22 protein-coding genes and 2 pseudogenes are annotated in these 23,948 nt (G+C 74.5%); 20 read left to right on the top strand and 4 right to left on the bottom strand.

Going from position 1 to position 23,948, the window contains the following annotated elements; genetic code table 11:
* Nucleotides 1-450: 450 nt before the first annotated feature.
* Together AB0C21_RS16230 and AB0C21_RS16225 are read left to right on the top strand one after the other, a co-directional pair.
* Nucleotides 451-2,634, top strand: coding sequence for a hypothetical protein (locus tag AB0C21_RS16230; RefSeq protein ID WP_500204924.1), 2,184 nt, complete (start codon nt 451-453; stop codon nt 2,632-2,634).
* 13 nt (nt 2,635-2,647) lie between these two features.
* Nucleotides 2,648-3,562: a ferric reductase-like transmembrane domain-containing protein gene (locus AB0C21_RS16225; protein WP_500204923.1), complete on the top strand. Its 915-nt coding sequence runs from the start codon at nt 2,648-2,650 to the stop codon at nt 3,560-3,562.
* Between the two features lie 13 nt (nt 3,563-3,575).
* Here the strand turns inward: AB0C21_RS16225 and AB0C21_RS16220 are convergent.
* Together AB0C21_RS16220 and AB0C21_RS16215 are read right to left on the bottom strand one after the other, a co-directional pair.
* Nucleotides 3,576-3,764: pseudogene (locus AB0C21_RS16220) on the bottom strand (zinc ribbon domain-containing protein); the annotation flags it as partial.
* 6 nt (nt 3,765-3,770) lie between these two features.
* Nucleotides 3,771-3,983: pseudogene (locus AB0C21_RS16215) on the bottom strand (helix-turn-helix domain-containing protein); the annotation flags it as partial.
* Nucleotides 3,984-4,114: 131 nt separating this feature from the next.
* Here AB0C21_RS16215 and AB0C21_RS16210 point away from each other — a divergent pair.
* The 4 genes from AB0C21_RS16210 (at nt 4,115) to AB0C21_RS16195 (ending at nt 8,623) form a co-directional block, all read left to right on the top strand.
* Nucleotides 4,115-5,626, top strand: coding sequence for an NADH-quinone oxidoreductase subunit NuoF family protein (locus AB0C21_RS16210; RefSeq protein ID WP_500204922.1), 1,512 nt, complete (start codon nt 4,115-4,117; stop codon nt 5,624-5,626).
* A gap of 124 nt (nt 5,627-5,750) precedes the next feature.
* The gene (locus AB0C21_RS16205; protein ID WP_500204921.1) at nt 5,751-6,383 is read left to right on the top strand and encodes a DUF4142 domain-containing protein; all 633 of its coding nucleotides are present in this window, start codon (nt 5,751-5,753) and stop codon (nt 6,381-6,383) included.
* Between the two features lie 30 nt (nt 6,384-6,413).
* Nucleotides 6,414-7,868, top strand: a complete 1,455-nt coding sequence (locus AB0C21_RS16200) for a DUF1996 domain-containing protein (RefSeq protein ID WP_500204920.1) — start codon at nt 6,414-6,416, stop codon at nt 7,866-7,868.
* A gap of 71 nt (nt 7,869-7,939) precedes the next feature.
* Nucleotides 7,940-8,623, top strand: coding sequence for an SDR family oxidoreductase (locus AB0C21_RS16195; protein ID WP_500204919.1), 684 nt, complete (start codon nt 7,940-7,942; stop codon nt 8,621-8,623).
* A 19-nt stretch (nt 8,624-8,642) separates the two neighbouring features.
* Here AB0C21_RS16195 and AB0C21_RS16190 read toward each other — a convergent pair whose 3' ends face one another.
* Nucleotides 8,643-10,433 (bottom strand): AMP-dependent synthetase/ligase, encoded by a 1,791-nt coding sequence (locus tag AB0C21_RS16190; RefSeq protein ID WP_500204918.1) that lies wholly within the window; start codon nt 10,431-10,433, stop codon nt 8,643-8,645.
* Between the two features lie 232 nt (nt 10,434-10,665).
* Between AB0C21_RS16190 and AB0C21_RS16185 the strand changes: the two genes are divergently transcribed.
* The 6 genes from AB0C21_RS16185 (at nt 10,666) to AB0C21_RS16160 (ending at nt 15,107) form a co-directional block, all read left to right on the top strand.
* Nucleotides 10,666-11,361, top strand: coding sequence for a copper homeostasis protein CutC (locus AB0C21_RS16185; protein WP_149257416.1), 696 nt, complete (start codon nt 10,666-10,668; stop codon nt 11,359-11,361).
* 77 nt (nt 11,362-11,438) lie between these two features.
* Nucleotides 11,439-12,206 carry a metallophosphoesterase family protein gene (locus AB0C21_RS16180; protein ID WP_500204917.1) on the top strand — a complete coding sequence of 256 codons (768 nt, stop codon included), beginning with the start codon at nt 11,439-11,441 and terminating at the stop codon, nt 12,204-12,206.
* A 62-nt stretch (nt 12,207-12,268) separates the two neighbouring features.
* The gene (locus AB0C21_RS16175; RefSeq protein ID WP_149257414.1) at nt 12,269-12,703 is read left to right on the top strand and encodes an SRPBCC family protein; all 435 of its coding nucleotides are present in this window, start codon (nt 12,269-12,271) and stop codon (nt 12,701-12,703) included.
* A gap of 94 nt (nt 12,704-12,797) precedes the next feature.
* Entirely contained in the window at nt 12,798-13,361 is a 564-nt protein-coding gene (locus tag AB0C21_RS16170; RefSeq protein ID WP_500204916.1) for a hypothetical protein, read from the top strand.
* A gap of 49 nt (nt 13,362-13,410) precedes the next feature.
* Complete coding sequence (locus AB0C21_RS16165) at nt 13,411-14,379, top strand: ROK family glucokinase (RefSeq protein WP_500204915.1); 969 nt, start codon at nt 13,411-13,413, stop codon at nt 14,377-14,379.
* Between the two features lie 2 nt (nt 14,380-14,381).
* Nucleotides 14,382-15,107 (top strand): endonuclease/exonuclease/phosphatase family protein, encoded by a 726-nt coding sequence (locus AB0C21_RS16160; RefSeq protein ID WP_500204914.1) that lies wholly within the window; start codon nt 14,382-14,384, stop codon nt 15,105-15,107.
* Here the strand turns inward: AB0C21_RS16160 and AB0C21_RS16155 are convergent.
* Nucleotides 15,104-15,964 carry a hypothetical protein gene (locus AB0C21_RS16155; RefSeq protein WP_500204913.1) on the bottom strand — a complete coding sequence of 287 codons (861 nt, stop codon included), beginning with the start codon at nt 15,962-15,964 and terminating at the stop codon, nt 15,104-15,106. The two genes, AB0C21_RS16160 and AB0C21_RS16155, sit on opposite strands and share 4 nt — an antisense overlap.
* 375 nt (nt 15,965-16,339) lie before the next feature.
* Between AB0C21_RS16155 and AB0C21_RS16150 the strand changes: the two genes are divergently transcribed.
* The 8 genes from AB0C21_RS16150 (at nt 16,340) to thiI (ending at nt 23,799) form a co-directional block, all read left to right on the top strand.
* Nucleotides 16,340-17,077, top strand: coding sequence for a lysophospholipid acyltransferase family protein (locus tag AB0C21_RS16150; protein WP_500204912.1), 738 nt, complete (start codon nt 16,340-16,342; stop codon nt 17,075-17,077).
* Nucleotides 17,064-18,251 (top strand): MacS family sensor histidine kinase, encoded by a 1,188-nt coding sequence (gene macS, locus AB0C21_RS16145; RefSeq protein ID WP_500204911.1) that lies wholly within the window; start codon nt 17,064-17,066, stop codon nt 18,249-18,251. The genes AB0C21_RS16150 and macS overlap by 14 nt, the downstream gene beginning before the upstream one ends.
* Nucleotides 18,252-18,277: 26 nt before the next feature.
* Nucleotides 18,278-18,916 (top strand): response regulator, encoded by a 639-nt coding sequence (locus AB0C21_RS16140; protein WP_149258019.1) that lies wholly within the window; start codon nt 18,278-18,280, stop codon nt 18,914-18,916.
* A 70-nt stretch (nt 18,917-18,986) separates the two neighbouring features.
* Entirely contained in the window at nt 18,987-19,994 is a 1,008-nt protein-coding gene (locus AB0C21_RS16135) for a TIGR04222 domain-containing membrane protein (protein WP_500204910.1), read from the top strand.
* Nucleotides 19,984-20,805 (top strand): MbnB/TglH/ChrH family RiPP precursor modification enzyme, encoded by an 822-nt coding sequence (locus AB0C21_RS16130; protein WP_500204909.1) that lies wholly within the window; start codon nt 19,984-19,986, stop codon nt 20,803-20,805. The genes AB0C21_RS16135 and AB0C21_RS16130 overlap by 11 nt, the downstream gene beginning before the upstream one ends.
* Complete coding sequence (locus AB0C21_RS16125; protein ID WP_500204908.1) at nt 20,802-21,251, top strand: SCO6045 C-terminal-like domain-containing protein; 450 nt, start codon at nt 20,802-20,804, stop codon at nt 21,249-21,251. The genes AB0C21_RS16130 and AB0C21_RS16125 overlap by 4 nt, the downstream gene beginning before the upstream one ends.
* Nucleotides 21,252-21,416: 165 nt before the next feature.
* A complete protein-coding gene (locus tag AB0C21_RS16120) occupies nt 21,417-22,442 on the top strand; it encodes a 6-phosphofructokinase (protein ID WP_149257407.1) in 1,026 nt (341 codons plus the stop codon).
* Between the two features lie 130 nt (nt 22,443-22,572).
* Nucleotides 22,573-23,799 (top strand): tRNA uracil 4-sulfurtransferase ThiI, encoded by a 1,227-nt coding sequence (gene thiI, locus AB0C21_RS16115; protein WP_500204907.1) that lies wholly within the window; start codon nt 22,573-22,575, stop codon nt 23,797-23,799.
* Nucleotides 23,800-23,948 lie beyond the last annotated feature (149 nt).

Below are 23,948 nucleotides of genomic sequence, written 5' to 3'. Positions count from 1 at the left end.
CGCACTTAATGAGCGGATCAGTCATCGCTAAGCCGCCGCCTGCCGGCGGCCCGATCGGCCGGGGCCGGGGAGTGCGCAGCGGGGCCTCGTCCGGTGCCCGAAACCCTCGGGGAGAGCCCGCCGGGCCCCGTCCGCGCCGGGGCTCCGCTCCCGGGAGGGCGTGAACGCGCGGTGGCCTCCGCGCGTATTCCAGGAGAGCGGAAGCGCCGTGGAAGAAGGGTCATTGGCCTTTTTCGGCACCGGTTGACATATAGGCGGCTCCGGGGGCGTATGCTCCCGGAGTGATCGGGCGGGTTCGCGAGAATCCGTCCGGGGATCGCGGTGGGAGCGAGCGGGCTCCGACACCGCGGTCCCGGTATGTCTCAGCGGGACGGCCGCCGGGCGACAGCCCGGCGGCGCGGAACCCTCTCGGCGTTCGCCGTGCGCTCCGTCTCCTCCACAGGAGACGACATGGCGCGACGCGATTACGGGCATGCGTCCCGGAGCCAAACGCATGCTTCACCGTGGGCGGAGACGTCCGCGCGCCCGTCCTCGGGACCCGAGCCCAAGCGAGGACTCTGGTCCGAGGACCCCCAGTGGCCCGAAGGGTCCTGGTGGTCCGAGCAGCCGGACTGGTCGGAGCGGGGACGCGGGTCGTCCCGGCGCGAGCCGAAGCCGACGCGGCGGGAGGCGAAACGGCGCGAGGCCAAGGCCCGCGCCCGCCGCTCCGGCGAGGGCGCCGAGCGGCGGCGGCCGCGTGCCCAGTGGCCGGAGCCGCCCGAACGGCGCGGCGACGCGGGGGCCGAGCGCTTCGACGCGCGCGGCGGCTACGACCCCGCGGGCTACGAGGCCCGCACGAGGCGGGACGCCCCGACCGAGCGGTTCGACGCCCGCAACGGCGGCAGCGATGCCCGCAGGAGGCGGGACGACCGCACCCCGCAGTTCGACGCCCGCACCGACCTGTTCGACGCGCGCAACGGCGGACAGGACGCCCGCAGGAGGCGGGGTCCCCGCACCGAGCGGCGGGACGCCCCCACTGAGCAGTTCGACGCCCGGACGGACTGCTTCGACGCGCGAAGCGGCGGGCGGGATGCCCGCACCGAGCGGTTCGACGCGCGAAGCGGCGGGCGGGATGCCCGCACCGAGCGGTTCGACGCGCGCACTGAGCAGTTCGACGCGCGCACCGAACGGCGGGATGCCCGGACACGGCGGTTCGACGCGAGGGCCGAGGGGCTCGGCGGGGCCGCCGGGCGGTCCGGGCGGGACCGGTCGCGCGAGTTCCCGCCGCGCGGCGGGCGCGCGCGGCGCGCGGAGCGCCCGCGGCCCGGACCCCGCGCGGAGCGGCGTCCCGAGCGGCGGCCGCCGCGCCAGGAGCCGCGGCGCCGCCAGTCGCCGCCGCGCCCCGGCCCCAAGGCGGTGCCGCGCCGCGGCCGGCGGCCCGCCGACCGGCTCAGCATCGGCGCGATCGTCCTGTCCACCGCGGTCGGCCTGTCCCTGCTGGGCATCGCCGAGCGGGCGCTGCTCGACGGCGGTCCCATCGGCGGGTCCTCCGGTCCGGTCGGCTCGCAGCGCGCGATCAAGCCGCCGAAGCCCGGCACCGGGACGCCCGCGCGCCCGCAGCAGCAGCCGCAGCAGCCGCAAGGCGGCGGCGGTGCGGCCGCGCCTCCGGCCGGTCCCGACCTCGGGGTCCTCGCCACCCAGGTCCGGAAGCTGACGCTGGCGCAGCGGGGCGCCGCCGCGCGGCAGGCCTACGGGGCGGCGCTGACCCGGCAGCCGTTCGTCGGCGCCACCCGCCAGAGCGCCGACAAGACCTGGGTCTTCGGCACGAGCGCGATCCCCGTCCCGGAGACCAGCGCGGCCGGCCCCGAGCTCGCCTTCTACACCGCCCACTGGACGGGCGGGAAGTGGCAGGTCGGGCTCTCCGGCGGGACGGAGTTCGCCGCGCTCCTCGGAGCCGCCCCCGCGAACCTCATGTCGGCGTCGGAGTCGCGCCTCCTGCGCAAGTACGGCGCGCTGAGCTCCGCGCAGGCCACCACCCTCGTCAACGGGACGCGGGCGGGCGACCGGCTGATGCTGCCCTGGAAGATCGGCCAGGTCTGGTCGATGACGACCTCCGACGACGCCGCCTCCCGCCCGCTGGCCTCGCTGGCGTTCTCCGGGGGCGACGGCCGCGTCCTGTCCTCCGGCGCCGGCCGCCTGTACCGGTTCTGCTCCAGCCAGGCCGGCGCGGTGGTGATGGTGATCCACCCGAGCGGCCTCGCGTCCACGTACTACGGGCTGCGGAGCGTGACCGAGCTGCGCGACGGCAGCGTCGTCGAGCAGGGCGACGCGCTCGGCCGCACCGGCACGGCCCGGCCCTGCGGCGGGGCGGCCGCGCCCCGCGCCGAGGTGGGTTTCGGGCTGCGCCGCGGCGGCGGCGCGGTCCCGCTCGACGGCGCCGCGATCGGCGGCTGGACGTTCCGCGAGCGCGCCAAGCCGCTCCTCGGCTTCGCCGAGCGCGGCGTCCTGCAGGTGCTTCCCGGGGGCCTGCTGGCCAACCTCGGCCCGGTCCCCGCTGCGGACGACTCCCCGTCGTCATCGCCGTCCCCCGGCAAGAAGCCGAAGAAGGACGGCGCCGGACCTGCCGGCGTCCCGACGCCGGCCGCAACCAAGTAGAGGAGTCCGAGCGGTGCGAATTCGCAACAGTGATGATCCCGCGGTGCCCGCCTGGGTGCTGCGCGCGGTGCTCGCCGGCGCGGTGCTGGTGCTGGTCGGCGCGGCGACCCCGCAGGGCGCCGTCGCGGTCGCGAACGTGCAGTACTTCCTCAACTTCTACGCCGGCGTCTTCGCGCTGGTCTCGCTGACCACCGCGGTGATGAGCGGAGTGCTGGCCACCGAGCGCCTCATCCTGAAGATCCGGCACCGGGTGCTCGCCCAGGCGGTGCACCGCGCGTCCGCCGTCATCGCGACGGCGATGCTGGTCGCGCACATCACGGTGAAGGTGATGAGCGGCCTCGCGCTGCCGATCCAGGCCGTGGTCCCGGACGGCGGCGCGATCGGCCTCGGCACCATCGCGTTCGACCTGATGGTCCTCATCGTGATCACCGGGGTGCTGCGGGCGCGGTTCGCGGTCCGCGGCAAGGCCTGGGTGTGGCGGTCGATGCACGTGATCGCCTACGTGTCCTGGCCGATCGCGATCGTGCACGGCCTGATCACCGGGCGGGCCGCGGCGCCGTGGGTCGTGCTCAGCTACGTGATGAGCGTGGTGTTCGTCGCGCTCGCGCTGGTCACCCGCATGGTCGTGGTGATCAAGCCCCGGGACGTGCACCTGGCCGGCGAGGAGGTCGAGGCGTACTCGCTGCCGGACGGCGCGGGCCGCCGCCGCGACCGGCGCGCCATGGCCGCCCGCGAGCACGAGGAGGGCCGCGCCGCCGCCCTGGCCCGCGCCCGGGCGCGCGAGACCGGCTTCGACGACCCCCGCGACCTCGACGACGCACGCGACTACGGCGGCCGCCGCGACTTCGGAAGCTCCCGCCAGACCGTGGCGGACCCCCGCGGCATGCCCGTCACCGGCTCCGGCCGCGACACCGAGGTCATCCGTTGACTTCCTCTCCCACTCACCGGCGGGGGCCCCAGCGGTCGCCCGGTGGGTTTCCTGCTTCGCCGACGAGTGCCCCGTTCCGGGAGGTGTCCCGTTGAGGTCTTACACCGTCTCCACAGGCGGTCACCGCCAGCCCGGCGGTCAGGATGTTGCGCGCGGCGTTGACGTCGCGGTCATGCGCCGCGCCGCATGCGCACGTCCATTCGCGCTAGGCCAGTTCCTGGGTCTTCTTCCATCGTGTCAGCGCGGCCGACGACTGCGCGTAGGAGATTTGGCGCCGCTCGTCGTTCCAGGCCTGGGTGCGCTCCTCCAGCGCCCTGTTGTACACCAGCCGGACACAACCGAACGTGCGCGACAGCTCGGCCGCCTGCTCGCCGGTGGGGTAGAAGCGGTACTTGAACGCCCGCCTGACCTGCCGCGCCATGACCCACGTTCTAGCAGCCTCGCTGCGCGCCGACCCGGCGGACGCCGAAACGTCCCGGCTTCCCCGACCTGCTCCGCAAAGGATCGTTTGCTCCCCAGCCTGAGGGCCGGGGCGTCCACCAGGGAGAACCGATGACCTCGACCGTCACCGTCTCCAACATCGGGGGGCCCCGGTTGACGCTGGGGTTCGACCGGTTCGATCGGCTGGACCTCGACCGGCATCTGGCGGTGCACGGCAGGCTCCGGGCGCCGGCGCTGGACGACCTGGTGCGGATGGCCGAGCAGGTCGACCTGAGGGGGCGCGGCGGTGCGGGCTTCCCGTTCGCCCGCAAGCTGATGGCGGTCGCGGCGCGGGTCAACTACCCGACCGCCGACCAGACCGCGCTGCTGCCCGGCGAGCGCGGCGACGAGCGCGGGTCCAGCGAGGACGTCGTCGTGGTGGTCAACGGCGCCGAGGGCGAGCCCGGCAGCGCCAAGGACAAGGTCCTGCTCGGCCGGGCCCCGCACCTGGTGCTCGACGGCGCGCAGATCGCGGCGAACGCGCTCGGCACCCAGCGGATCGTGCTGGCCGTCGAGAGCGACGAGGCCGCCCGGTCGGTCCGCGCCGCGATCAGCGAGCGGCGGATGCCGGCCCGGGTGGTCCGGCTGACCGAGCGGTTCATCTCGGGGGAGAGCGGCGCGGTGATCCGCGCGATCAACGGGGAGACGCCGATCCCGCCGGGCGTCAAGGTCCGCGCGTCCGACTCCGGGGTGGACGGCTTCCCGACGCTGCTGTCCAACACCGAGACGTTCGCGCAGCTCGCCGTGCTCGTCTCCCTCGGCCCCGACCTGTACGCCTCGGCCGGGACGGACGAGGAGCCGGGCACCACCCTGCTGACGATCGGCGGGACCCAGGTCGTCGAGGCGCCCCTCGGCACCCCGCTGCAGGCCGTCCTCGACCACTGCGACGTTCCGGCCTCGCCCGGGGTGCTCGTCGGCGGCTACCACGGGATGTGGCTGGACCCGGCCGCGGCGTCGCGGGCGGTGCTGTCGCGGGCCGGGATGCGGCGCGTCGGCGGGACGGTCGGGGCCGGGATCATCCTGCCGCTCACCCAGGGCACCTGCCCGCTCGGCGAGGTCACGCGGATCGCGTCCTACCTCGCCGCGCAGTCCGCCGGGCAGTGCGGGCCGTGCCGGCTCGGGCTGCCCGACGTCGTCCGGTCCCTGATGGCGCTCACCGAAGGGGCCGGGACGGTGGAGGACGTCCGCCGCGCCGCCGGCGTCGGCCGGGGCCGGGGCGCCTGCACCCACCCCGACGGGACGGCCAAGTTCGTCCTGTCGGCGATGGAGGCCTTCACCGCCGACATCGACGCGCACCGGTGGGGCGCCGGGTGCGGCCAGTCGACCTACGGGGTCCTGCCGCTCCCGGTGCCGGACGGCACGGAGGGCCGGGTCGCGATCGACTGGAGCCGGTGCGACGGGCACGGCCTGTGCGCCTACCTCGTGCCCGAGCTGATCCAGCTCGACCGGTACGGCTTTCCCGTCGTGCTCGGCACCGACATTCCGTCGTGGATGGAGAAGGACGTCCAGAAGGCGGTCGCGATGTGCCCCGCATTGGCGCTCCGCGTCGTCGGCGGCGTTCCCGGAGCTCCCTCGCGGCGCTGAATTCGCCGCGAATAAAATGACAACAGGTGGACATCGTTGAACCCGCGTGCGGGGCGGTGCGTATCCCAAGGCAGAACCCGCGCCGGGTCCGTCGAGAGATCCTTGAAAGGAGGGACGAGAGCCCTTGAGGAAATCCTACGGAATCGCCGGAAAGCGCACGCTCCCGCGCCTCGGCAAGGGACGCCTGCTCCTGGTTCTGGCGGCCGTCGCCGCCGTTGTCGCGGCCTTCGCGGTCGTCATGAACCCGGTCGGCGTGCCCGCGAGCGGCGCGGCGAACCTCGGTGGCACCGTGAACACCCGCTGGGGCCGGCTCAGCACCCTGGACCGGCAGCTTCTGGTCAAGGTCCGGCAGGCCGGCCTGTGGGAGATGCCCGCGGGCCAGCAGGCCGCGCAGCGCGCGTCCAGCCCCCGGGTGAAGCAGGTCGGCGAGATCATCATGCGCCAGCACATGCAGTTGGACGCCGACACCCGCGCCGAGGCCCAGAAACTCGGCGTGCTCCTTCCCAACGAGCCCAACGGGAGCCAGAAGAGCTGGCTGAGGGAGATGTCGGGTAAATACGGCGCCGACTATGACAAGACGTTCGTGCTGCGGTTGCGTGCCGCGCACGGGCAGGTCTTCACCGTCATCGCCAAGGTGCGCGCGCAGACCGAGAACACCGAGATCCGCGCCTTCGCCGAACGGTGCCTGAAATTCGTCAACACGCACATGTCGCTGCTGGAGAGCACGGGCCTGGTCCCCAGGCGCGCCCTGCACTGACGTAGACCCCGCAAAGGGAGCACTTTTTCCATGGGACGAAAGAAGAAAGCCTTCGCCGCGGTGATCCCGGCGCTCGCCCTGGTCGCGACGGCCTGCCAGGAGACCCCCGGCGCGGCGGCGCAGCCGTACACCCCCGCGACCACCAGGGCGGCGAACCCGGCCGCCTATCCGGCCCGGCCCGCGGGCGGCTCCGGCATTCCGAAGCTCCAGGGCGGCGGCCAGACGACCCCGCCCGCCGATCCGCAGGGCGGCCAGCAGCCCGGCGGCGGCCAGCAGCCCGGCGGTCAGATGGGTGACGGCGGCCAGATGGGTGACGGCGGCCAGATGGGTGACGGCGGCCAGATGGGTGACGGCGGCCAGATGGGCGATGGCGGTCAGATGGGTGACGGCGGTCAGATGGGCGATGGCGGCCCGATCGACGGCGGCCAGACGACCCCGCCGGCCGATCCGCAGGGCGGCCAGCAGCCCGGCGGCGGGCAGGACAACGGCCAGAACGGCGGCCAGAACGGCGGGCAGAACGGCGGCCAGAACGGCGGGCAGAACGGCGGGCAGAACGGTCAGAACGGCGGGCAGGCCCCGGCGAATCCGGAGCTGCGCGCGGACCAGTTCGTCGACATCCGCAAGGCGCCGCGCGTGCGGCAGCCGCGCCGCAGCCGCCAGGCCTCGACCGGCGTGTTCGCGTCCAGCTGCGGGGTGAACGCGGGGCAGGCCCACAGCAACCCCGACAACGTGCTCGCGGCCCCCGGCGTCGTGAACGGCGCACACCACATCCACGACTACGTCGGCAACCTGGACACGAACGCGTTCTCCACCGACGAGACCTTCGCCGCCGCCGGGACGACCTGCACCAACGGCGACAAGTCGGCCTACTTCTGGCCGGTGATCCGGCTCCGCAACGGTCAGGACAACTCCGACCGGGCGCAGCAGAGCACGGCGGACGGCAACGTCGGCAGCATCGTCACCCCGTCGAGCGTGAAGCTCCAGTTCCTCGGCAACCCGCGCAGCAAGGTGACCGCGATGCCGCGGTTCATCCGGGTCGCCACCGGTGACGCCAAGGCGGTGACGAACGGCCTGAAGAACGCGCACGCCAGCTGGACGTGCACCGGCTTCGAGAACCGGGCCTTCACCGACAAGTACCCGCTGTGCCCGCAGGGCAGCAAGGTGCTGCGCGTGCTGAACTTCCCGAGCTGCTGGGACGGCCAGAACACCGACAGCGCCAACCACCGGGACCACATCCAGTTCCCGGACCAGCGGACGGGGCAGTGCCCGCAGGGGACGAAGGCCGTGCCGCAGCTGCGGATGACGCTGGCCTACAAGCTGCCGGCCAAGCCGCTGGCGTTCGCGCTGGACAGCTTCCCCGAGTCGGGCCACGACCCGGTGACCGACCACGGCGACCTCATCAACGTGATGGACGACCAGCTGATGGCGAAGGCGGTGAACGCGATCAACGGCAGGGCCGGGACGCGGATCAAGCGCCGCCGCTGAGCGGAGACCGGTTCCGAGGGTCCCGGGCGCGCGTCCGCGCGCCCGGGACCCTCGCGTCCTACGATCGCGGCATGAACATCGTGATCGCGGGCGGGCACGGGCAGATCGCGCTGCGGCTGTCCCGGCTGCTGGCCGCACGGGGGGACACCGTGCTGAGCATCATCCGCAACCCCGGCCACGCCGGGGACATCCGGGACGCCGGAGCCGAACCGGTCGTGTGCGACCTGGAGTCGGCGACCGCCGACGAGGTCGCCGGCCACCTGGCCGGGGCGGACGCGGTCGTCTTCGCCGCCGGGGCGGGGCCCGGCAGCGGCGTGGCGCGCAAGGACAGCGTCGACCGGGCCGCCTCGGTGCTGACGGCGGACGCGGCCGAGCGCGCGGGGGTGCGCGGCTTCGTGCAGATCTCGGCGATGGGCGCCGGCGAGCCGCCCGCGCCCGGGCGCGGCGAGGTCTGGGAGGCCTACATCAGGGCCAAGGGCGAGGCCGAGGACGACCTGAGGCGCCGCGACGCCCTGGACTGGCTGATCCTGCGGCCGGGCCGCCTCACCGACGACCCGCCCACCGGGCTCGTGGCGCTGGCCGAGCCGCCGATCGGGCACGGCGCGGTCACCCGCGACGACGTCGCGGGGGTCATCGCCGCCCTGCTCGACGCGGGCGACGTCCGCCGCCACACGCTCGACCTGCTCAACGGCTCCACCCCGATCGAGGACGCCGTGGCCGCCCTGCGCCCGGCCCCCGGCGGGCCGGGCGCCTGAGCGCGGGCGGCGCCCCGGATCAGCCGGTGTAGAGGGCGTCGATCTCGTCGGCGAAGTCCTTCATCACCACGTTGCGCTTCACCTTGAGGCTCGGCGTCATGTGGCCGGCCTCCTCGGTGAAGTCGACGCCGAGGATGACGTGCTTCTTGATCGCCTCAGCGCGGCTGACCGACTTGTTGGCGTCGGCGACCGCGGCCTCGACCTCGGCGATGAGGTCGGGGTCGCGCCGCAGCTCGTCCACCGTCATCGCCTCGGGCTTGCCGTGCTGGGCCTTCCACGGGCCGAGCGCCTCCTCGTCGAGGGTGACGAGCGCGCTGATGAACTTGCGGCCGTCCCCGACGACGAGGCACTGGCTGATCAGCGGGTGCGCGCGGAGCCGGTCCTCCAGCGGGGCGGGCGCCACGTTCTTGCCCGCCGCGGTGACCAGGATCTCCTTCTTCCGGCCGGTGATCTTCAGGAAGCCCTCGTCGTCGAGGGAGCCGAGGTCGCCGGTGTGGAACCAGCCGTCGTCCAGGGCCTCCTTGGTGGCGGCCTCGTTGTTCCAGTAGCCGCGCATGATGTTGATGCCGCGGACGAGGATCTCGCCGTCCTCGGCGATGCGCACGTCGACGCCGGGGATGGGCCGGCCCACCGTACCGATCTTGAGGGCGGAGGGCCGGTTGACGGCGGCGGGCGCCGTCGTCTCGGTGAGGCCGTAGCCCTCCAGGATCGTGATGCCGACGCCGCGGAAGAAGTGCCCGAGGCGCTCGCCGAGCGCGGCGCCGCCCGACACCGCGTACTCCACCCTGCCGCCGACCGCGGCGCGCAGCTTGCGGTACACGAGCGCGTCGAAGACCCTGTGCCTGGCCTTCAGCCCGAGGCCGGGGCGGCCGTCGTCCAGCGCCCGGCTGTAGGCGACCGCGGTCTCGGCCGCCGCCTTGAAGATCTTGCCCTTGCCGTCGGCCGCGGCCTTCTGCTCGGCGCCGTTGTAGACCTTCTCGAACACGCGCGGGACGGCCAGCAGGAACGTCGGCCGGTACGAGGCGAGGTCCGGCAGCAGGTTCGGGACGTCGCTGTGGCCGAGCACGATGCCGCCCTCGATGGTGGCGACCTCGATCAGCCGGGCGAACACGTGCGCGAGCGGCAGGAACAGCAGCGTGGAGCTGCCCTCGACGGCGATCTCGGCGATCGCCCCCTGCACGGCGTTGCGGGCGGTCGACACCAGGTTCCCGTGCGTGATCTCGCAGCCCTTGGGGCGCCCGGTGGTGCCGGAGGTGTAGACGAGCGTGGCGATGTCGGCGGCGGTGCGGGACCGGCGGCGCTCCTCGACCACGTCGTCGCCGACGTCGGCGCCGAGCCGGGTGACCTCCTCGACCCCGCCCGCGTCGATGCCCCACACGTGCGCCAGCTCCGGGAGCCGGTCCCGGACCTCCGCGACGGCCGCGAGGTGCGCGTCGGTCTCGGCGAACACGGCCTTCGCCCCTGAGTCGCCGACGATCCACTCGATCTGCTCGGCGGAGGACGTCTCGTAGATCGGGACGGAGATCGCGCCCGCCGCCCAGATCGCGTAGTCCAGGACGGTCCACTCGTAGCGGGTCCGCGACAGCAGGCACACCCGGTCGCCGGGCTCGACGCCGGCGGCGACCAGGCCCTTGGCGACCCCCGCCGTCTCGGCCGCGAACTCCGCGGCGGTGACGGCGCTCCACGCGTCGCCGCTCTTGCGGCGCAGCACGATCCGGCCGGGCTCGTCGGCGGCCCTGGTGAAGGGCGCGTCGGTCAGAGTGGCGGAGTCAGGTACCTCCACCATCGCGGGGACGCTGAACTCGCGCACGGCCCACTCCTGTAGTCGATCTTCGAGGTCGGCGGGGGCCCGCGCGGACCGGCCGTTGCGGCGGCGATGTGCGGACTCCCTCGATGCCGCATGATACCCACGAGTAGGAATAACGCCGCGAACCCCGGCGGTTAACGGCACGGCAAAGACCGTCCACCGGCCCCGAGGCGCGCCGCCGGTTCGCCTACGCTTGAGCCGGTCGCACAACGCAAGCGGGTTCCCGGGGGTCGCCATGTCGCTGCTGGAAGTGATCGCGCTGACCGCGGCGGACGCGCGCGCGGCGCAGGAGGGCGGCGCCGACCGCCTCGAGGTCGTCGCCGACATGGCCGCGGACGGGCTCACCCCCGACCCCGACCTGGTCGCGGCCATCCGGGAGGCCACCTCGCTGCCGATGCGGGTGATGCTGCGCGCCAACGCGGGCTTCCGCACCACCGGCGCCGAGCTGGACCGGCTGCGGCGCGCCGCCGCCGGCCTGGCCGACGCGGGCGCCGACGGGTTCGTGCTCGGCTTCCTCGACTCCTCGGGCCACGTCGACGCGGGCGCCACCGGCAAGCTCGCCGCCGACACCGACCCGCTGCCCTGGACCTTCCACCGGGCGGTCGACCACGCCGCCGACCCCGCTCAGGCGTGGGGCGCGGTCCGCGCGTTCGGCGGCCGGCTCGACACGGTGCTGACGGCGGGCTCCGCCCGCGGCGTGGACGCGGGCGTCGACGTCCTCGTCCGGCGCGCCGCCGAGGACCCCGCCGCGGCGAAGATGATCATGGCTGGGGGCGGGCTGCGCCGCAAGCACGTCGCCGTCCTGTCCGCCGCGGGCATCACCGCGTTCCACGTGGGCACGGCCGTGCGGCCGGACGGCGACTGGGAGGCCCCCGTCGACCCCGCCCTGGTCCGGGAGTGGCGCACCCTCGTGGCGGCGGCCGCAGGCTGACCCGCCCTCTCCGCGCCCCCGCCTTCCCCTTGACCCGCCCGTTCACCGGAGCCGTGGGCGGCATTACATTCGGTTTCATGCGGATCCATGTGGTGAGCGACGTCCACGGCCGTGCGGACGCGCTGGCGGGCGCGGCGGACGGCGCGGACGCCCTCATCTGCCTGGGCGACCTGATCCTGTTCATCGACTACCACGACCACGGGCAGGGGATCTTCGCCGACCTCTTCGGCCAGGAGAACGCCGACCGCTTCATCGCGCTGCGCACCGAGAAGCGCTTCGCCGAGGCCCGGGAGTTCTCCAGGGGCCTGTGGGCGTCGCTGGACGGGGACGCCCGGCCGCACATCGAGCGCGCCGTGAACCGGCAGTACGCCGAGCTGTTCGCGGCCATGCCCGCCCCGGCGTACCTGACCTACGGCAACGTCGACGTCCCCCGGCTGTGGGACGCGCACCTGCGCGACGGCCACCGCGTCCTGGACGGCGAGACCACCGAGATCGGCGGGCTGCGGTTCGGGTTCGTCGGGGGAGGCCTGCGCACCGAGTACCGCACCCCCTACGAGCTGGACGACGAGGCGTTCGCCGCCAAGGTCGAGGCCGTCGGCGAGGTGGACGTGCTGTGCTGCCACATCCCGCCCGCCGTCCCCGAGCTGCTGTACGACACCGTGGCGCGCAGGTTCGAGCGCGGCAGCGAGGCGGTCCTGGACGTGATCCGCCGCACGCAGCCGAAGTACGTGCTGTTCGGGCACGTCCACCAGCCGCTCGCGAGCCGGATCCGCATCGGCCGCACCGAATGCGTGAACGTCGGGCACTTCCGCGCGCGCGGTGTGCCCTACGTCCTGAACGTGTGACCCATACTCTCCTAGGGACAGCGGGCCCGCAGGGGCCCGGGGCGAGCCGGAGGGAGACGCAGATGGCGGACCGCACGAGTTCCTCCATCACGGTCAAGGCCGGGAAGTCCGAGATCATGGCGGTGATCGCCGATCTCGAGGCGTACCCGGGGTGGGCGAGCGGGATCCGCGAGTTCACCGTGCAGGAGAGGGGCGAGGACGGGCGGGCCTCGCGCGCCCGGCTCACGTTCGACGGCGGCCCGTTCAGCGACACCGTCGGGCTCGCCTACACCTGGGAGGGCGACGACCGGGTCTCGTGGGAGCTGGTCGAGCCGGGCACGGTCGTCACCGGCCTGCACGGCACCTACGGCCTGGCGGAGCGGGACGGCGTCACCGAGGTGACCTACGAGCTCGCCGTGGACGTGCGCATCCCCATGATCGGCATGGTGAAGCGCAAGGGCGAGAAGCGGATCATCGACTCGGCCCTCAAGGGCCTCAAGCGCCACGTGGAGGGCTGAGGCCCCCGCGGGTGGCGGTCCGATCACGCCCCGGAGGCGACAACAGGCGCGGAGGCGATACCGTTCACGCCGACGACGGATGGAAGATGGAGTCATGAGCGACCAACCGGGCGACGTCCTGGACGAGGCGGCCAAGCTCTTCGACGCGCTGATGAAGCGGGTGGGCGGCGGCGGCCGGGGCGAGCCCGCGGGCCGGGAGGAGCCGGCCGGGGACGTGTGGGACCGTGCCATCGCCGAGGAGTCGGCCGAGGGCGCGGCCGGAGGGCCGGCCGCGGGCGGGCACGGGCCGCGCATCGCCACCGGCGCCCCGGAGTGCCGCGACTGCCCGGTCTGCCGGGCCATCGCGATCAAGCGGGAGTCCGGCGGCGACGTGGGACGGCACCTGCGCGAGGCCGGGCGGTCGCTGTTCGCCGCCGCGCTGGACGTCGTGGCGGCGTTCGAGCGGACCGGCGCCTCCGGCGGTGCGGGCTCCGACCGTGCGGGCTCCGACCGTGCGGGCTCCGACCGTGCGGGCTCCGCCGGTGCGGGCTCCGGCCGGACACGGCCGCCGGAGGGGTCGGAGGGCGCGAGGGCGGGTACGTCCGATCGGTCGGAACGTCCCGATCCGGGCGATCCGTGGTCGGCCGCCACCGGCGGCGGCCCCATCGACATCGGGTAGAGCGGGAGTGGCTCCAGCCAGGGGCGACGCGAGGAGGAGGAAGGGTTACATGGCCCTGACCATCGGCGTGGATGTGGGCGGCACGAAAGTGGCCGCGGGGGTCGTCGACGACCGGGGGACGATCCTGGAGAAGGTCCGCCGGCCGACTCCTTCGACGAACCCCAAGGAGACCGCCGAGACCATCGCCGAGGTCGTCGACCTGCTCAAGGGCAAGTACGAGGAGGTCGCGGCGGTCGGGCTCGGCACCGCGGGCTTCGTCGACGAGACCCGCTCCACCGTGCTGTTCGCGCCGAACCTCGCCTGGCGCGACGAGCCGATCAAGGAGAAGGTGGAGAGCCTCGTCGGGCTGCCGGTCGTCGTGGAGAACGACGGCAACGCCACCGCGTGGGGCGAGGCCCGGTTCGGCGCCGGGCGCGGCGAGAACTTCCTCGTCCTGGTGACCCTCGGCACCGGCATCGGCGGCGGCATCATCATCAACGGCGAGCTCTACCGGGGCCGCTTCGGCATCGGCGCGGAGATGGGGCACTTCCGGGTCGTCCCGGACGGGCGACGCTGCGGCTGCGGCAACCGCGGCTGCTGGGAGCAGTACGCCAGCGGCAACGCCCTCGTGCACGAGGCGCGCGACCTGGCCCGGGTGGCGCCCGCGATGGCGGGCCGCCTCCTGGAGCTCGGCGGCGGGCGGCCCGAGGGCATCAGCGGCCCCGAGGTGTCGCAGGCCGCCCGGGAGGGCGACAAGGCGGCGCTGGAGTGCTTCCGGACGATCGCGCACTGGGCCGGCCAGGGCCTGGCCGACCTCAGCGCGATCCTCGACCCGGGCGCCTTCATCATCGGCGGCGGCCTGTCGGACGCCGGCGACCTGCTGCTCGACCCGACCCGCGCCGCGTTCGAGGACGCCCTGACCGGCCGCGGCCACCGCCCGCTGCCCGACATCCGGATCGCCGAGCTGGGCTCCGCGGCGGGCATCGTCGGCGCCGCCGACCTGGCCCGCGTCCGCCCGTTCCAGGACGTGATCGTCTAGGCGTGCCCGCCGTCCGGCTGCTCTCCTACAACGTCCGGTCGCTGCGCGACGACCCCGCCGCCGTGGCCCGAGTCGTCCGGGCGAACGCCCCCGACGTGGTGTGCGTGCAGGAGGTCCCGCGCTTCTGGGGCTGGCGGCTGCGGCGCCGCCGCCTCGCGCTCGCCTGCGGCCTGCGGATCGCGGCGGGGCGGCGGGCCTGCGGGCTCGCCGTCCTGGCCGCGCCGCACGTGCGCCGCGTGGCCCGCGAGTTCCACCTGCTCACTCCGGACCCGGGCCTGCACCGCCGCGCCCTCGCGATCGCCGTCCTGGAGACCGGCGGCGCCCGCCTGATCGCCGCGAGCACCCATCTGGACCTGGCGGACGGGCCGCGCCTGCGGCACGTCCACGAGATCCTCGCCCACCTGGACCGCGCCCGCCGCCGCCACGGCGCCCCGGTGGTCCTCGCGGGCGACGTCAACGAGGAGCCGGGCGGCCGGTCCTGGTCGCTGCTCGCCGAGCACTTCCAGGACGGCTACGCGGCCGCCCCGGCGGGCGGGGAAGCGACCTTCACCGCGCGCGCCCCGAGACGCCGCATCGACGGGGTCTTCGCCGACCCGGCCGTGCGGGTCGCCGCGTGCGGGGTCCCGCCGGACGACGCCGGCGACCACCCCCTGGCCACCGACCACCGGCCCGTCCTGGCCGAACTGGCGGTGCCCCAGGCGATGCCGCCCCTGGACGACGGCCCCTAGACGACGGCTCCGTCGTCGGGGTCGCGCGGCTCGTCGCCCATGCGCAGGACGAGGGTGACGAAGCCGCCGATGAACGCGGCGACGGCGAGGAAGGCGGCCCAGCCGGGGACCTCCCAGTCGAGGATGACGGTGACCAGCAGGTAGACGGGGCCGCCGATCAGTGCGATCCAGGCGCCCTTGGTGAGCGGGTCGGCGCTCGGCAGCGGCGGGGGAGGGGGCGGGACGTAGTGGCCCTCGTCGTCATCGTCGTCGGCGGGGAACTCCGGCGCCTCGGCCGGCCGGATCACGCGGGCCCTGGGCAGCCGCCCGGTGCGGTCCTCGCCCTCGCCCGGGGGGTCGGCGGGCTCGCGGATGTTCTCCTCGTCGGGCCACGGGACCTCGTCGCCCTCGGGCACGGTGTCGAACCCGGCGACGATCTCGGCCCAGATGGCGTCCTCGTCGCGCTCGGCGGCGCCGCCCGGCTCGGCGGCGCCCGCGTCGGCGAGGCCGGTGCGCTCCGCGGCGCCCGGGCGCCCGGCGTCCAGGCGGTCGGCGTCCAGCCGGTCGGCGTCGCCGGCGCCCTCGCGCTCGCCGTCGGCGCCGCGGGCGGAGGCCTCGCGCAGCCGGGCGAGGTGGACGCGCAGGATGCCCTCGGCGGCCGGCTTCATCTCGACGTCCACGTACAGCCGGTCGAGGACGTCGCCGGCGACGGGCTCCACGACCGTCTCGGCGACGTCGGGCAGGCCGGACTGCGACGCCGCGTAGGCCGCGACCCCGGCCTCGCCGAGGGCCGCCAGCATCGCGTCCGCGAGATGCGGCGCGAGGTCGACCAGTGGGGCGTAGGTGTCCGCTGACAGTCCATTGCCACGGCGATTCACGGGGCCGGCTCCTTCGACGACTCCGGCGTGACCGACAGCACCGGCATGGCGGCCTCCGCTCCCCCCATTGACATGTGGTGCCCGGTCGCGCCCCGACGGGCAGGCGCTCCCGGACACCCCGAAACGTGTGTCCCACGGTATTCGCTGCGCCGCCCGGGACAAGCCCTCCGGCGCACCCTATTGAGATTTACCGCTCAGAGCCTACGTTCATTCCCGGTCCGCCGCCGGAGCGCGGCCGGGTTCCGCTGAGAGGTACCGGCCGGTAGATCGATGGGACGGAGAGTGGGAAGATGTCCCATCATCCCCCCGTCGGCCAGGACCGGGCAGGCCCGCCCGGAGGCGTCCGTCCGGTCCGAGGAAAGGTACCCGCGAACGATGCTCTGGTTCTGGATCCTGCTGAGGATCGTCCTCTCCCCGGTCATGTACCTGCTGTGGTGGCCGCGGAACCGGGGGGTGCGCAACGTCCCGAAGCGCGGGCCGGCGCTGATGGTGAGCAACCACCTGTCGTTCGCCGACCACTTCTTCGGCCCGCTGCCGCTGATGCGCCCGATCTTCTTCATCGGCAAGGAGGAGTACTTCACCGGCCGCGGGATCAAGGGGCTGATCAGCAAGGGGTTCTTCACCGGCGTCGGGGTGGTGCCGGTCGACCGGACCGGCGGCTCGGCGGCCGAGGCGGCGCTGCAGACGGGGCTGCGCATCCTCGGCGAGGGCAAGCTGCTCGGCATCTACCCCGAGGGCACCCGGGCGCCCGACAACCGGCTGTACCGCGGCAAGACGGGGGTCGCGCGGCTGGCGCTGAAGTCGCGGGTGCCGGTGATCCCGATGGCGATGATCAACACGTTCGAGCTGATGCCGCCCGGCAGGCCGTACCCGCGGCTCGGGATCCGGCCGGGCGTGCGGTTCGGCGAGCCGATGGACTTCTCCCGCTACTACGGGCGCGAGGACGACCACGAGGTGCTCCGCGAGATCACCGACGAGATCATGACGGCGATCCAGAGGCTGTCCGGGCAGGAGTACGTCGACCGGTACTCCGCCGAGGTGAAGGCGGAGCTGGCCGGCAAGGAGGTGCGTCCCGTCGAGGACGACGACGGAGGGCTGAGTGACCGCGGCTGAGCCGCGCGGGACGGGCCTGGAGACCGCCCTGTGGCGGGCCGTCGCGGTCTACCGCGGCCTCGCGCTCTGCTACGCCGCGATCCTGATCGCCATGAACTCCGGCGGCTACGCCCACCCGCTCGGCGGATGGGCCGTCCTCGCCGCCATGGCCGCGTGGACGGGGTACGCGTCGTTCGCCTTCGGCCCCGCCTCGTTCCCCCCGGACGGCCTGGGACGCCGCGCGCGGACGCTGCTGGCCGCCGACCTCGCCGTCGCGGCGGCCTGCGTCCTGGCGACGGCGTGGGTGGAGACGACCCGGCACATCACCGCCGGGCGCCCGACGCTGCCCGTGTCGTGGGTGGCGGCCGCGGTGCTGTCGTGGGCGGTCGCGGGCGGGCGGCGGGCCGGCCTCGCCGCCGCGGCCGTCCTCGCCGCCGCGAACCTGGCGGTGCACGCGGTCGCCGGGACGGCCGGCGGCATCGGCGGGACGACGATCAACGGAATCGTGCTGCTGTTCCTCGCCGGACTCGTCGTCGGGCACGTCGTCCGGCTGGCGCGGGAGGCGGAGGCGCGCCTCGCGCGGGCCGTCGAGCTGGAGGCGGCGACCCGGGAGCGGGAACGGCTCGCGCGCCGCATCCACGACTCGGTGCTGCAGGTCCTCGCGATGGTGCAGCGGCGCGGCGGCGAGCTCGGCGGCGAGGCGGCCGAGCTCGGCCGCCTGGCGGGCGAGCAGGAGGCGGCGCTGCGCTCCCTCATCGGCGCGGGTTCGGCGCCGCCGCCCGAGCCTCCCGGCACGGGCGCCGGGACCGACCTGCGCCCGCTGCTGACCGGGCACGCGTCCACCTCGGTGACGGTCTCGACGCCCGCCACGGAGGTGCGGCTGCCCCCGCACGCCGCCAGGGAGGTCGAGGCCGCGGTGGCGGCGGCGCTCGACAACGTCCGGCGGCACTGCGGCGACGGCGCCCGCGCGTGGGTCCTGCTGGAGGACGGCGCGGGCGAGGTCACCGTCAGCGTCCGCGACGACGGGCCGGGCATGCCCTCCGGACGGCTCGACCGCGCCGCCGCGGAGGGGCGGCTCGGCGTCGCCCAGTCCATCCGCGGCCGCATCGCCGACCTCGGCGGAACCGTCACGATCTTCTCCGCGGAGGGCGACGGGACCGAGATCGAGATGACCGTGCCGCGGGCTAGGGTGTGACCGTGAGCGAGGTTCCCCTCCGGGTCATGGTCGTGGACGACCATCCGATGTGGCGCGAGGCCGTCGCCCGCGACCTGGCCGAGGCCGGCCACGACGTGGTCGCGACCGCGGGGGAGGGCCGCGCCGCCGTGCGCATCGCCGCCGCCGCGCGCCCGCAGGTCGCCGTGGTCGACCTCCAGCTGCCCGATCTCAGCGGGGTCGAGGTGACCCGCCGCCTGGCCGCCGCCGACCCGCCCGTGCGCGTGCTGGTGCTGTCGGCGAGCGGCGAGCAGCAGGACGTCCTCGAGGCGGTCAAGGCCGGGGCGACCGGCTACCTGCTCAAGTCCGCCGCCCGCGACGAGTTCCTGGACGCCGTCCGGCGGACCGGCGAGGGCGACGCCGTCTTCACCCCCGGGCTCGCCGGGCTCGTCCTCGGCGAGTACCGCCGCCTCGCCGCCGCCCCGGCCCGCGAGGACGACGGCGCCCCCAGGCTCACCGAACGCGAGACCGAGGTGCTGCGCCTCGTCGCGAAGGGGCTGACGTACAAGCAGATCGCGCAGCGCCTCGTCCTGTCCCACCGGACGGTGCAGAACCACGTGCAGAACACCCTCGGCAAGCTCCAGCTCCACAACCGCGTCGAGCTCGTCCGCTACGCCATCGAGAAGGGCCTCGACGAGGAGGAGTAGCGCGGGGGCGAACCGCCGTGGCGCCCCCTGCGTCAAATCGCGCAAAAGTGCATCGCGACGGGAGCGCGCCATGGCGGACGAGATCCTGGGCCCCCAGTTGGGGTTCCTCGCGGCCCACATCCTGGTCGGACTCGTGCTTCTGAAGATCCTTCGGAGCCGCCGCGCGGCGGTGAAGCGCGGCACGCCCCCCTTGCGCAGGCTGCACCCGTACGAGGTCGCCTACCTGCACGGCGGCGGGCGGCACGCGATCGCGGCCTCCATCACGGCGCTGCGGCTGGACGGCGCCGTCGACGCCTACGCCGACGGCCGGCTGATGGCCACCGGGCCGTCGGCCTCCGGCCCGCACGCGGCCGGCAAGCCGCTGGACGCGGCCGTGTACGGGGCGATCGCGGTCGGCCGGGCCGGGACGCTCGCCGAGCTGACCGCCGAGCCGGGCGTGCGGGCGGCGCTCGACCAGCTCCGCGACGGCCTCGTCGCGCTGGGCATGCTGCTCGCGCCGAGCGCGCGCCGCCGGTTGCGGACCCTCCAGCTGGTCATGTTCGGCTGGGTGCTGGTCGGCGGGGTCGCCTTCGTCATGACCGACGCCTTCAGCGGGTTCCCGGCCAAGGCCGTGCCGGTGATCGCGCTGATGGGCCTCACCGCCGGTGCTCTCGGCCTCGACACGTCCGGCGAGCGGACGGATGAGGGCAAGCAGGCCGTGGAGCGGCTCAAGGAGTCCGAGACCGGCCTCGATCCGGAGCACACGCCGTCCTACGCCGGGCTGCCGCCCCAGGCCGCGCTCATGGGCGTGGCGCTGTTCGGCACGCCCGCGCTCATGGCGCTCGACCCGACGTTCGCCCAGACCGTGGGGCTCGGCCGCTACCTGGAGATGACCCGGGTCGCGGCCGTCTCCGGGGCCTCGTCGGGGTCGTCCTCCTCGTCGGACGGCCACGTGTGCTCGTCTACCGCCTCGGTGTGCTCGTCGTCCTCCTGCGGTGGCGGCGGCTCGTGCGGCGGCGGAAGCGGCTGCGGCGGCGGGGGCGGCTGCGGGGGAGGCGGAGGCTGCGGCGGTGGCGGAGGCTGCGGCGGTGGGAGCTGACGTGCGGCTGGGCGTGGGGATCGGCTGGCGCCCCGAGATCGCCGGGTTCGTGGGCGCCCTGCCGGGGCTGCGGTTCGCCGAGGTGATCGCCGAGTCGGTGCATCCGGCGGGGCCCGCGCCCGAGCTGCTCGCGCTGCGCGACCGCGGCGCGATGATCGTCCCGCACGGGGTGCGGCTGTCGCTCGGCGGCGCCGAGCCCGTGGCCGCCGAGCGCGTCGCGCACCTGGCCGCCTGCGCCGAGGCGCTAAGCGCGCCGCTGGTGAGCGAGCACGTCGCGTTCGTCCGCGCGGGCGGCGTCGAGGCAGGGCACCTGCTGCCCGTGCCGCGCACCCGGGCCGCCCTGGACGCGCTGACCGCCAACATCCGCCGCACGCAGGCGGAGCTGCCCGTCCCGCTCGCCGTGGAGCCCATCGCCACGCTCTTCGACTGGCCGGACGCCGAGTACACCGAGGCCGACTTCCTGACCGAGCTGCTGGAGCGCACCGGCGCCCTCCTGCTGCTGGACGTCGCCAACGTGTACGCCAACGCCCGCAACCGGGGCGAGGACCCCGTCCGCCTCCTCGACCGCCTGCCGCTCGACCGCGTCGCCTACTGCCACGTCGCCGGCGGCTCGGAAGAGGGCGGGCGGTACCACGACACGCACGCCGCCGCCGTCCCCGCCGAGGTCCTGGACCTGGTCGGGGAGCTGTGCGCGCGGCACCGGCCGCCCGGCCTGCTGCTGGAGCGCGACGGCCGCTACCCGCCCGCCGCGGAGCTGCGGGCCGAGCTGGACGCCATCGCCGCCGCCTCCGGACTGGCGCCCGTCACATGAGCGGGTTCGACGCCGGGCTGGCGGCGGCGCAGGAGGCGCTCGTCCGGGCCATGACGGCGGGCGGGCCGCTCCCGGACGGGTTCGACGCCGGGGCGGTGCGGGCGGCCGCGCACGGGATCCTGCTCAAGCGCGCCGGCGAGGTCGCCCGCGCCTGGCCCGCGCTGGCCGCCTCCTACGGGACGTCCTGGAAGGGGGTCTTCGCGGCGTGGGCGGCCGAGCGCCCGACGCGCGGCTCCTTCCGGGACGGCTGGGACTTCGCGCGCGAGCACCGGGACCGGCTCGCCGGCGACGCGGCGCGGGAACTGGCGCTGGCGGAGGTCCGGTGGTCCTATGACGGGCGGGAGCCGCCGCGCCCGCGCCGGGCGGCGGTGCGGCGCGTGCCCGGGGGAGCGGCGGTGCTGTTCCGGGGGCGGGTCCGCGTCCTGCGCCGGGGCCCGTCCGGCTGAGGCGGCGGTCCGGGCGAACGGTGTGCCGACGGTACCCGCGACGGGCTATGGTCTAGACCAATGTCGGCGCGCCGGGACCTTCGGAGGGCCCGTGCCGCCGCGTGCGGCGACTAGTCTGGAAACCTCGATCGAGGGAGGAGTCCGGTGGCGGGAGAAGGTGACGGCATGCGCGTCGGAGTGCTGACCGGGGGCGGCGACTGCCCCGGCCTGAACGCGGTGATCCGCGCGGTCGTCCGCAAGGGCGTCCAGGTCTACGGCTACGAGTTCGTCGGGTTCCGGGCCGGCTGGCGCGGGCCCCTCGAAGGCGACACCGTGGCCCTCGACGTCCAGGCCGTGCGCGGGATCCTGCCGCGCGGCGGGACGATCCTCGGCTCCTCGCGGACCAACCCGGTCAAGGTCGAGGGCGGCGTCGAGCGGATCAAGGACAACCTCGCCGGCCTCGGCGTGGACGCGCTGATCGCCATCGGCGGCGAGGACACCCTCGGCGTCGCGCGCGAGCTGTACGCCAACGGCGTCAACGTCGTCGGCGTCCCGAAGACGATCGACAACGACCTGAACGCGACCGACTACACCTTCGGCTTCGACACCGCGGTGAACATCGGCATGGAGGCCGTCGACCGGCTGCACACCACCGCCGAGAGCCACCACCGGGCGCTGATCTGCGAGGTCATGGGCCGGCACGCGGGCTGGATCGCGCTGCACGTCGGCATGGCCGCCGGCGCCAACGTCATCCTCATCCCCGAGCGGCCCTTCGACATCGAGAAGGTCTGCGAGTACGTGGAGAGCCGGTTCAAGACCCGCTACGCGCCGATCATCGTGGTGTCGGAGGGCGCGCACCCGATCGACGGCCAGATGCAGCTGCAGACCGGGGAGCGGGACGCGTTCGGCCACGTCCGGCTCGGCGGCATCGGGCAGGCCCTCGCCGACGAGATCGAGAAGCGCACCGGCAAGGAGGCCCGCGCCACCGTGCTCGGGCACATCCAGCGCGGCGGCACCCCCACCGCGTTCGACCGGGTCCTCGCCACCCGCTTCGGCCTCCAGGCCATCGACGCCGTCAAGGACGGCGACTACGGCAAGATGGTGGCCCTCCAGGGCACGAGCATCATCCGGGTCGGGCTCGACGAGGCGACCAAGGAGCTCAAGACCGTCCCGCTGGAGCGCTACTCCGAGGCCGAGGTCTTCTTCGGCTGATCCGCCCCGCGCGGGAACAGGGATTCCGGGTCGCGGTGTTGCCTTCTCTGGGCCACACTGGAAGTTCCCCGCTTCCACCCTGTTCGTCCATCTTGTTCGTTCGACCCTGTTCCCGCCAGGAGGATCCCGCATGACCACGCTCGACACCGCGCCGGCGGACGTCCGGGAGCAGTCGCCGGTCGACGGCGAGCCGTGCGTCCTGCTCAAACTGGGCGAGGTCGTCCTCAAGGGCAAGAACCGCGAGCAGTTCGAGCGCCGCCTCGCCGACAACGTGCGCACCGCCGTCCGGCCGATCGCCCGGGTGGACGTCGTCCGGCGCCACGGCGTCTTCATCGTCCGCAAGCACGACGCTGATCTCGCCACCATGGAGCGGATCGCGCAGCGGATCACCGACGTCATGGGCATCGTCTGGGCGCACCGCGCCTGGCGGGTCGGCAAGGACCTCGCCAGCGTCGAGCGCGCCGCCCTGGAGCTCATGGACGGCCGGACCGGCACGTTCGCCGTCCGCTCGCGGCGCCGCGACAAGCGGTTCCCGATGACCTCCACCGAGCTCGACCGGCACGTCGGCGCGCTCGTCGCCGCCCGCTACGGCCAGCCCGTCCGGCTCAAGGACCCCGAGCACACCCTGTCGATCGAGGTCGACCGCGACGAGGTGTTCGTCTACTCCGGCGGCCTGCCCGGGCAGGGCGGCCTGCCCGTCGGGATGAGCGGCCGCGGCCTCGTGCTGATGTCGGGCGGCATCGACTCGCCCGTCGCCGCGTACCGGATGATGCGCCGCGGCCTGCGGGTCGACTACCTGCACTTCTCCGGCATGCCGTTCACCGGCCCCGAGTCGATCTACAAGGCGTACGCGCTGGTCCGCGAGCTGGACAAGTTCCAGGGCGGGTCCCGGCTGTTCGTCGTGCCGTTCGGCAAGGCGCAGCAGCAGATCAAGTCGTCCGGCGCCGACCGGCTCGCGGTGATCGCGCAGCGCCGGCTGATGCTGCGCACCGGCGAGGTCCTCGCCCGCCGGCTGCGCGGCTCCGCGCTGATCACCGGTGACGCGCTCGGGCAGGTGTCCAGCCAGACCCTCGCCAACATCACCGCGCTGGACGACGCCGTCGAGCTGCCGATCCTGCGGCCCCTCGTCGGCATGGACAAGGTCGAGATCATGGACCAGGCGCGCCGCATCCGGACCCTGACGATCTCCGAGCTGCCCGACGAGGACTGCTGCACCCTGCTCGCGCCCCGCCGGGCCGAGACCCGGGCCAAGATCGGCGACCTGCGCCAGATCGAGAAGCGCCTCGACGTCGGCGAGCTCGCCGACCAGCTCGCCGCGTCCGTCCAGGAGCACCGCCCCGCCTACGGCGCTGTGTAAATTACAGTCTCGGCCCACTACGCTCGCCTAGCGGCTCGCTACGTGACCGTTCCTGGGCGAACGCGGCATCGCTTCGCGATCTGCCCGGTGCCGCTCGCCTCCGGCTTCGCGGCACCGGCCAGGTCACGCGTTCGCGCGCGTGGTGAGGC

The organism is Spirillospora sp. NPDC049024 (assembly GCF_040649235.1).
GTDB lineage: Bacteria > Actinomycetota > Actinomycetes > Streptosporangiales > Streptosporangiaceae > Spirillospora.
The sequence above is the reverse complement of the archived record's forward strand: the minus strand, read 5'-3'. Positions and strand labels throughout refer to the sequence as shown.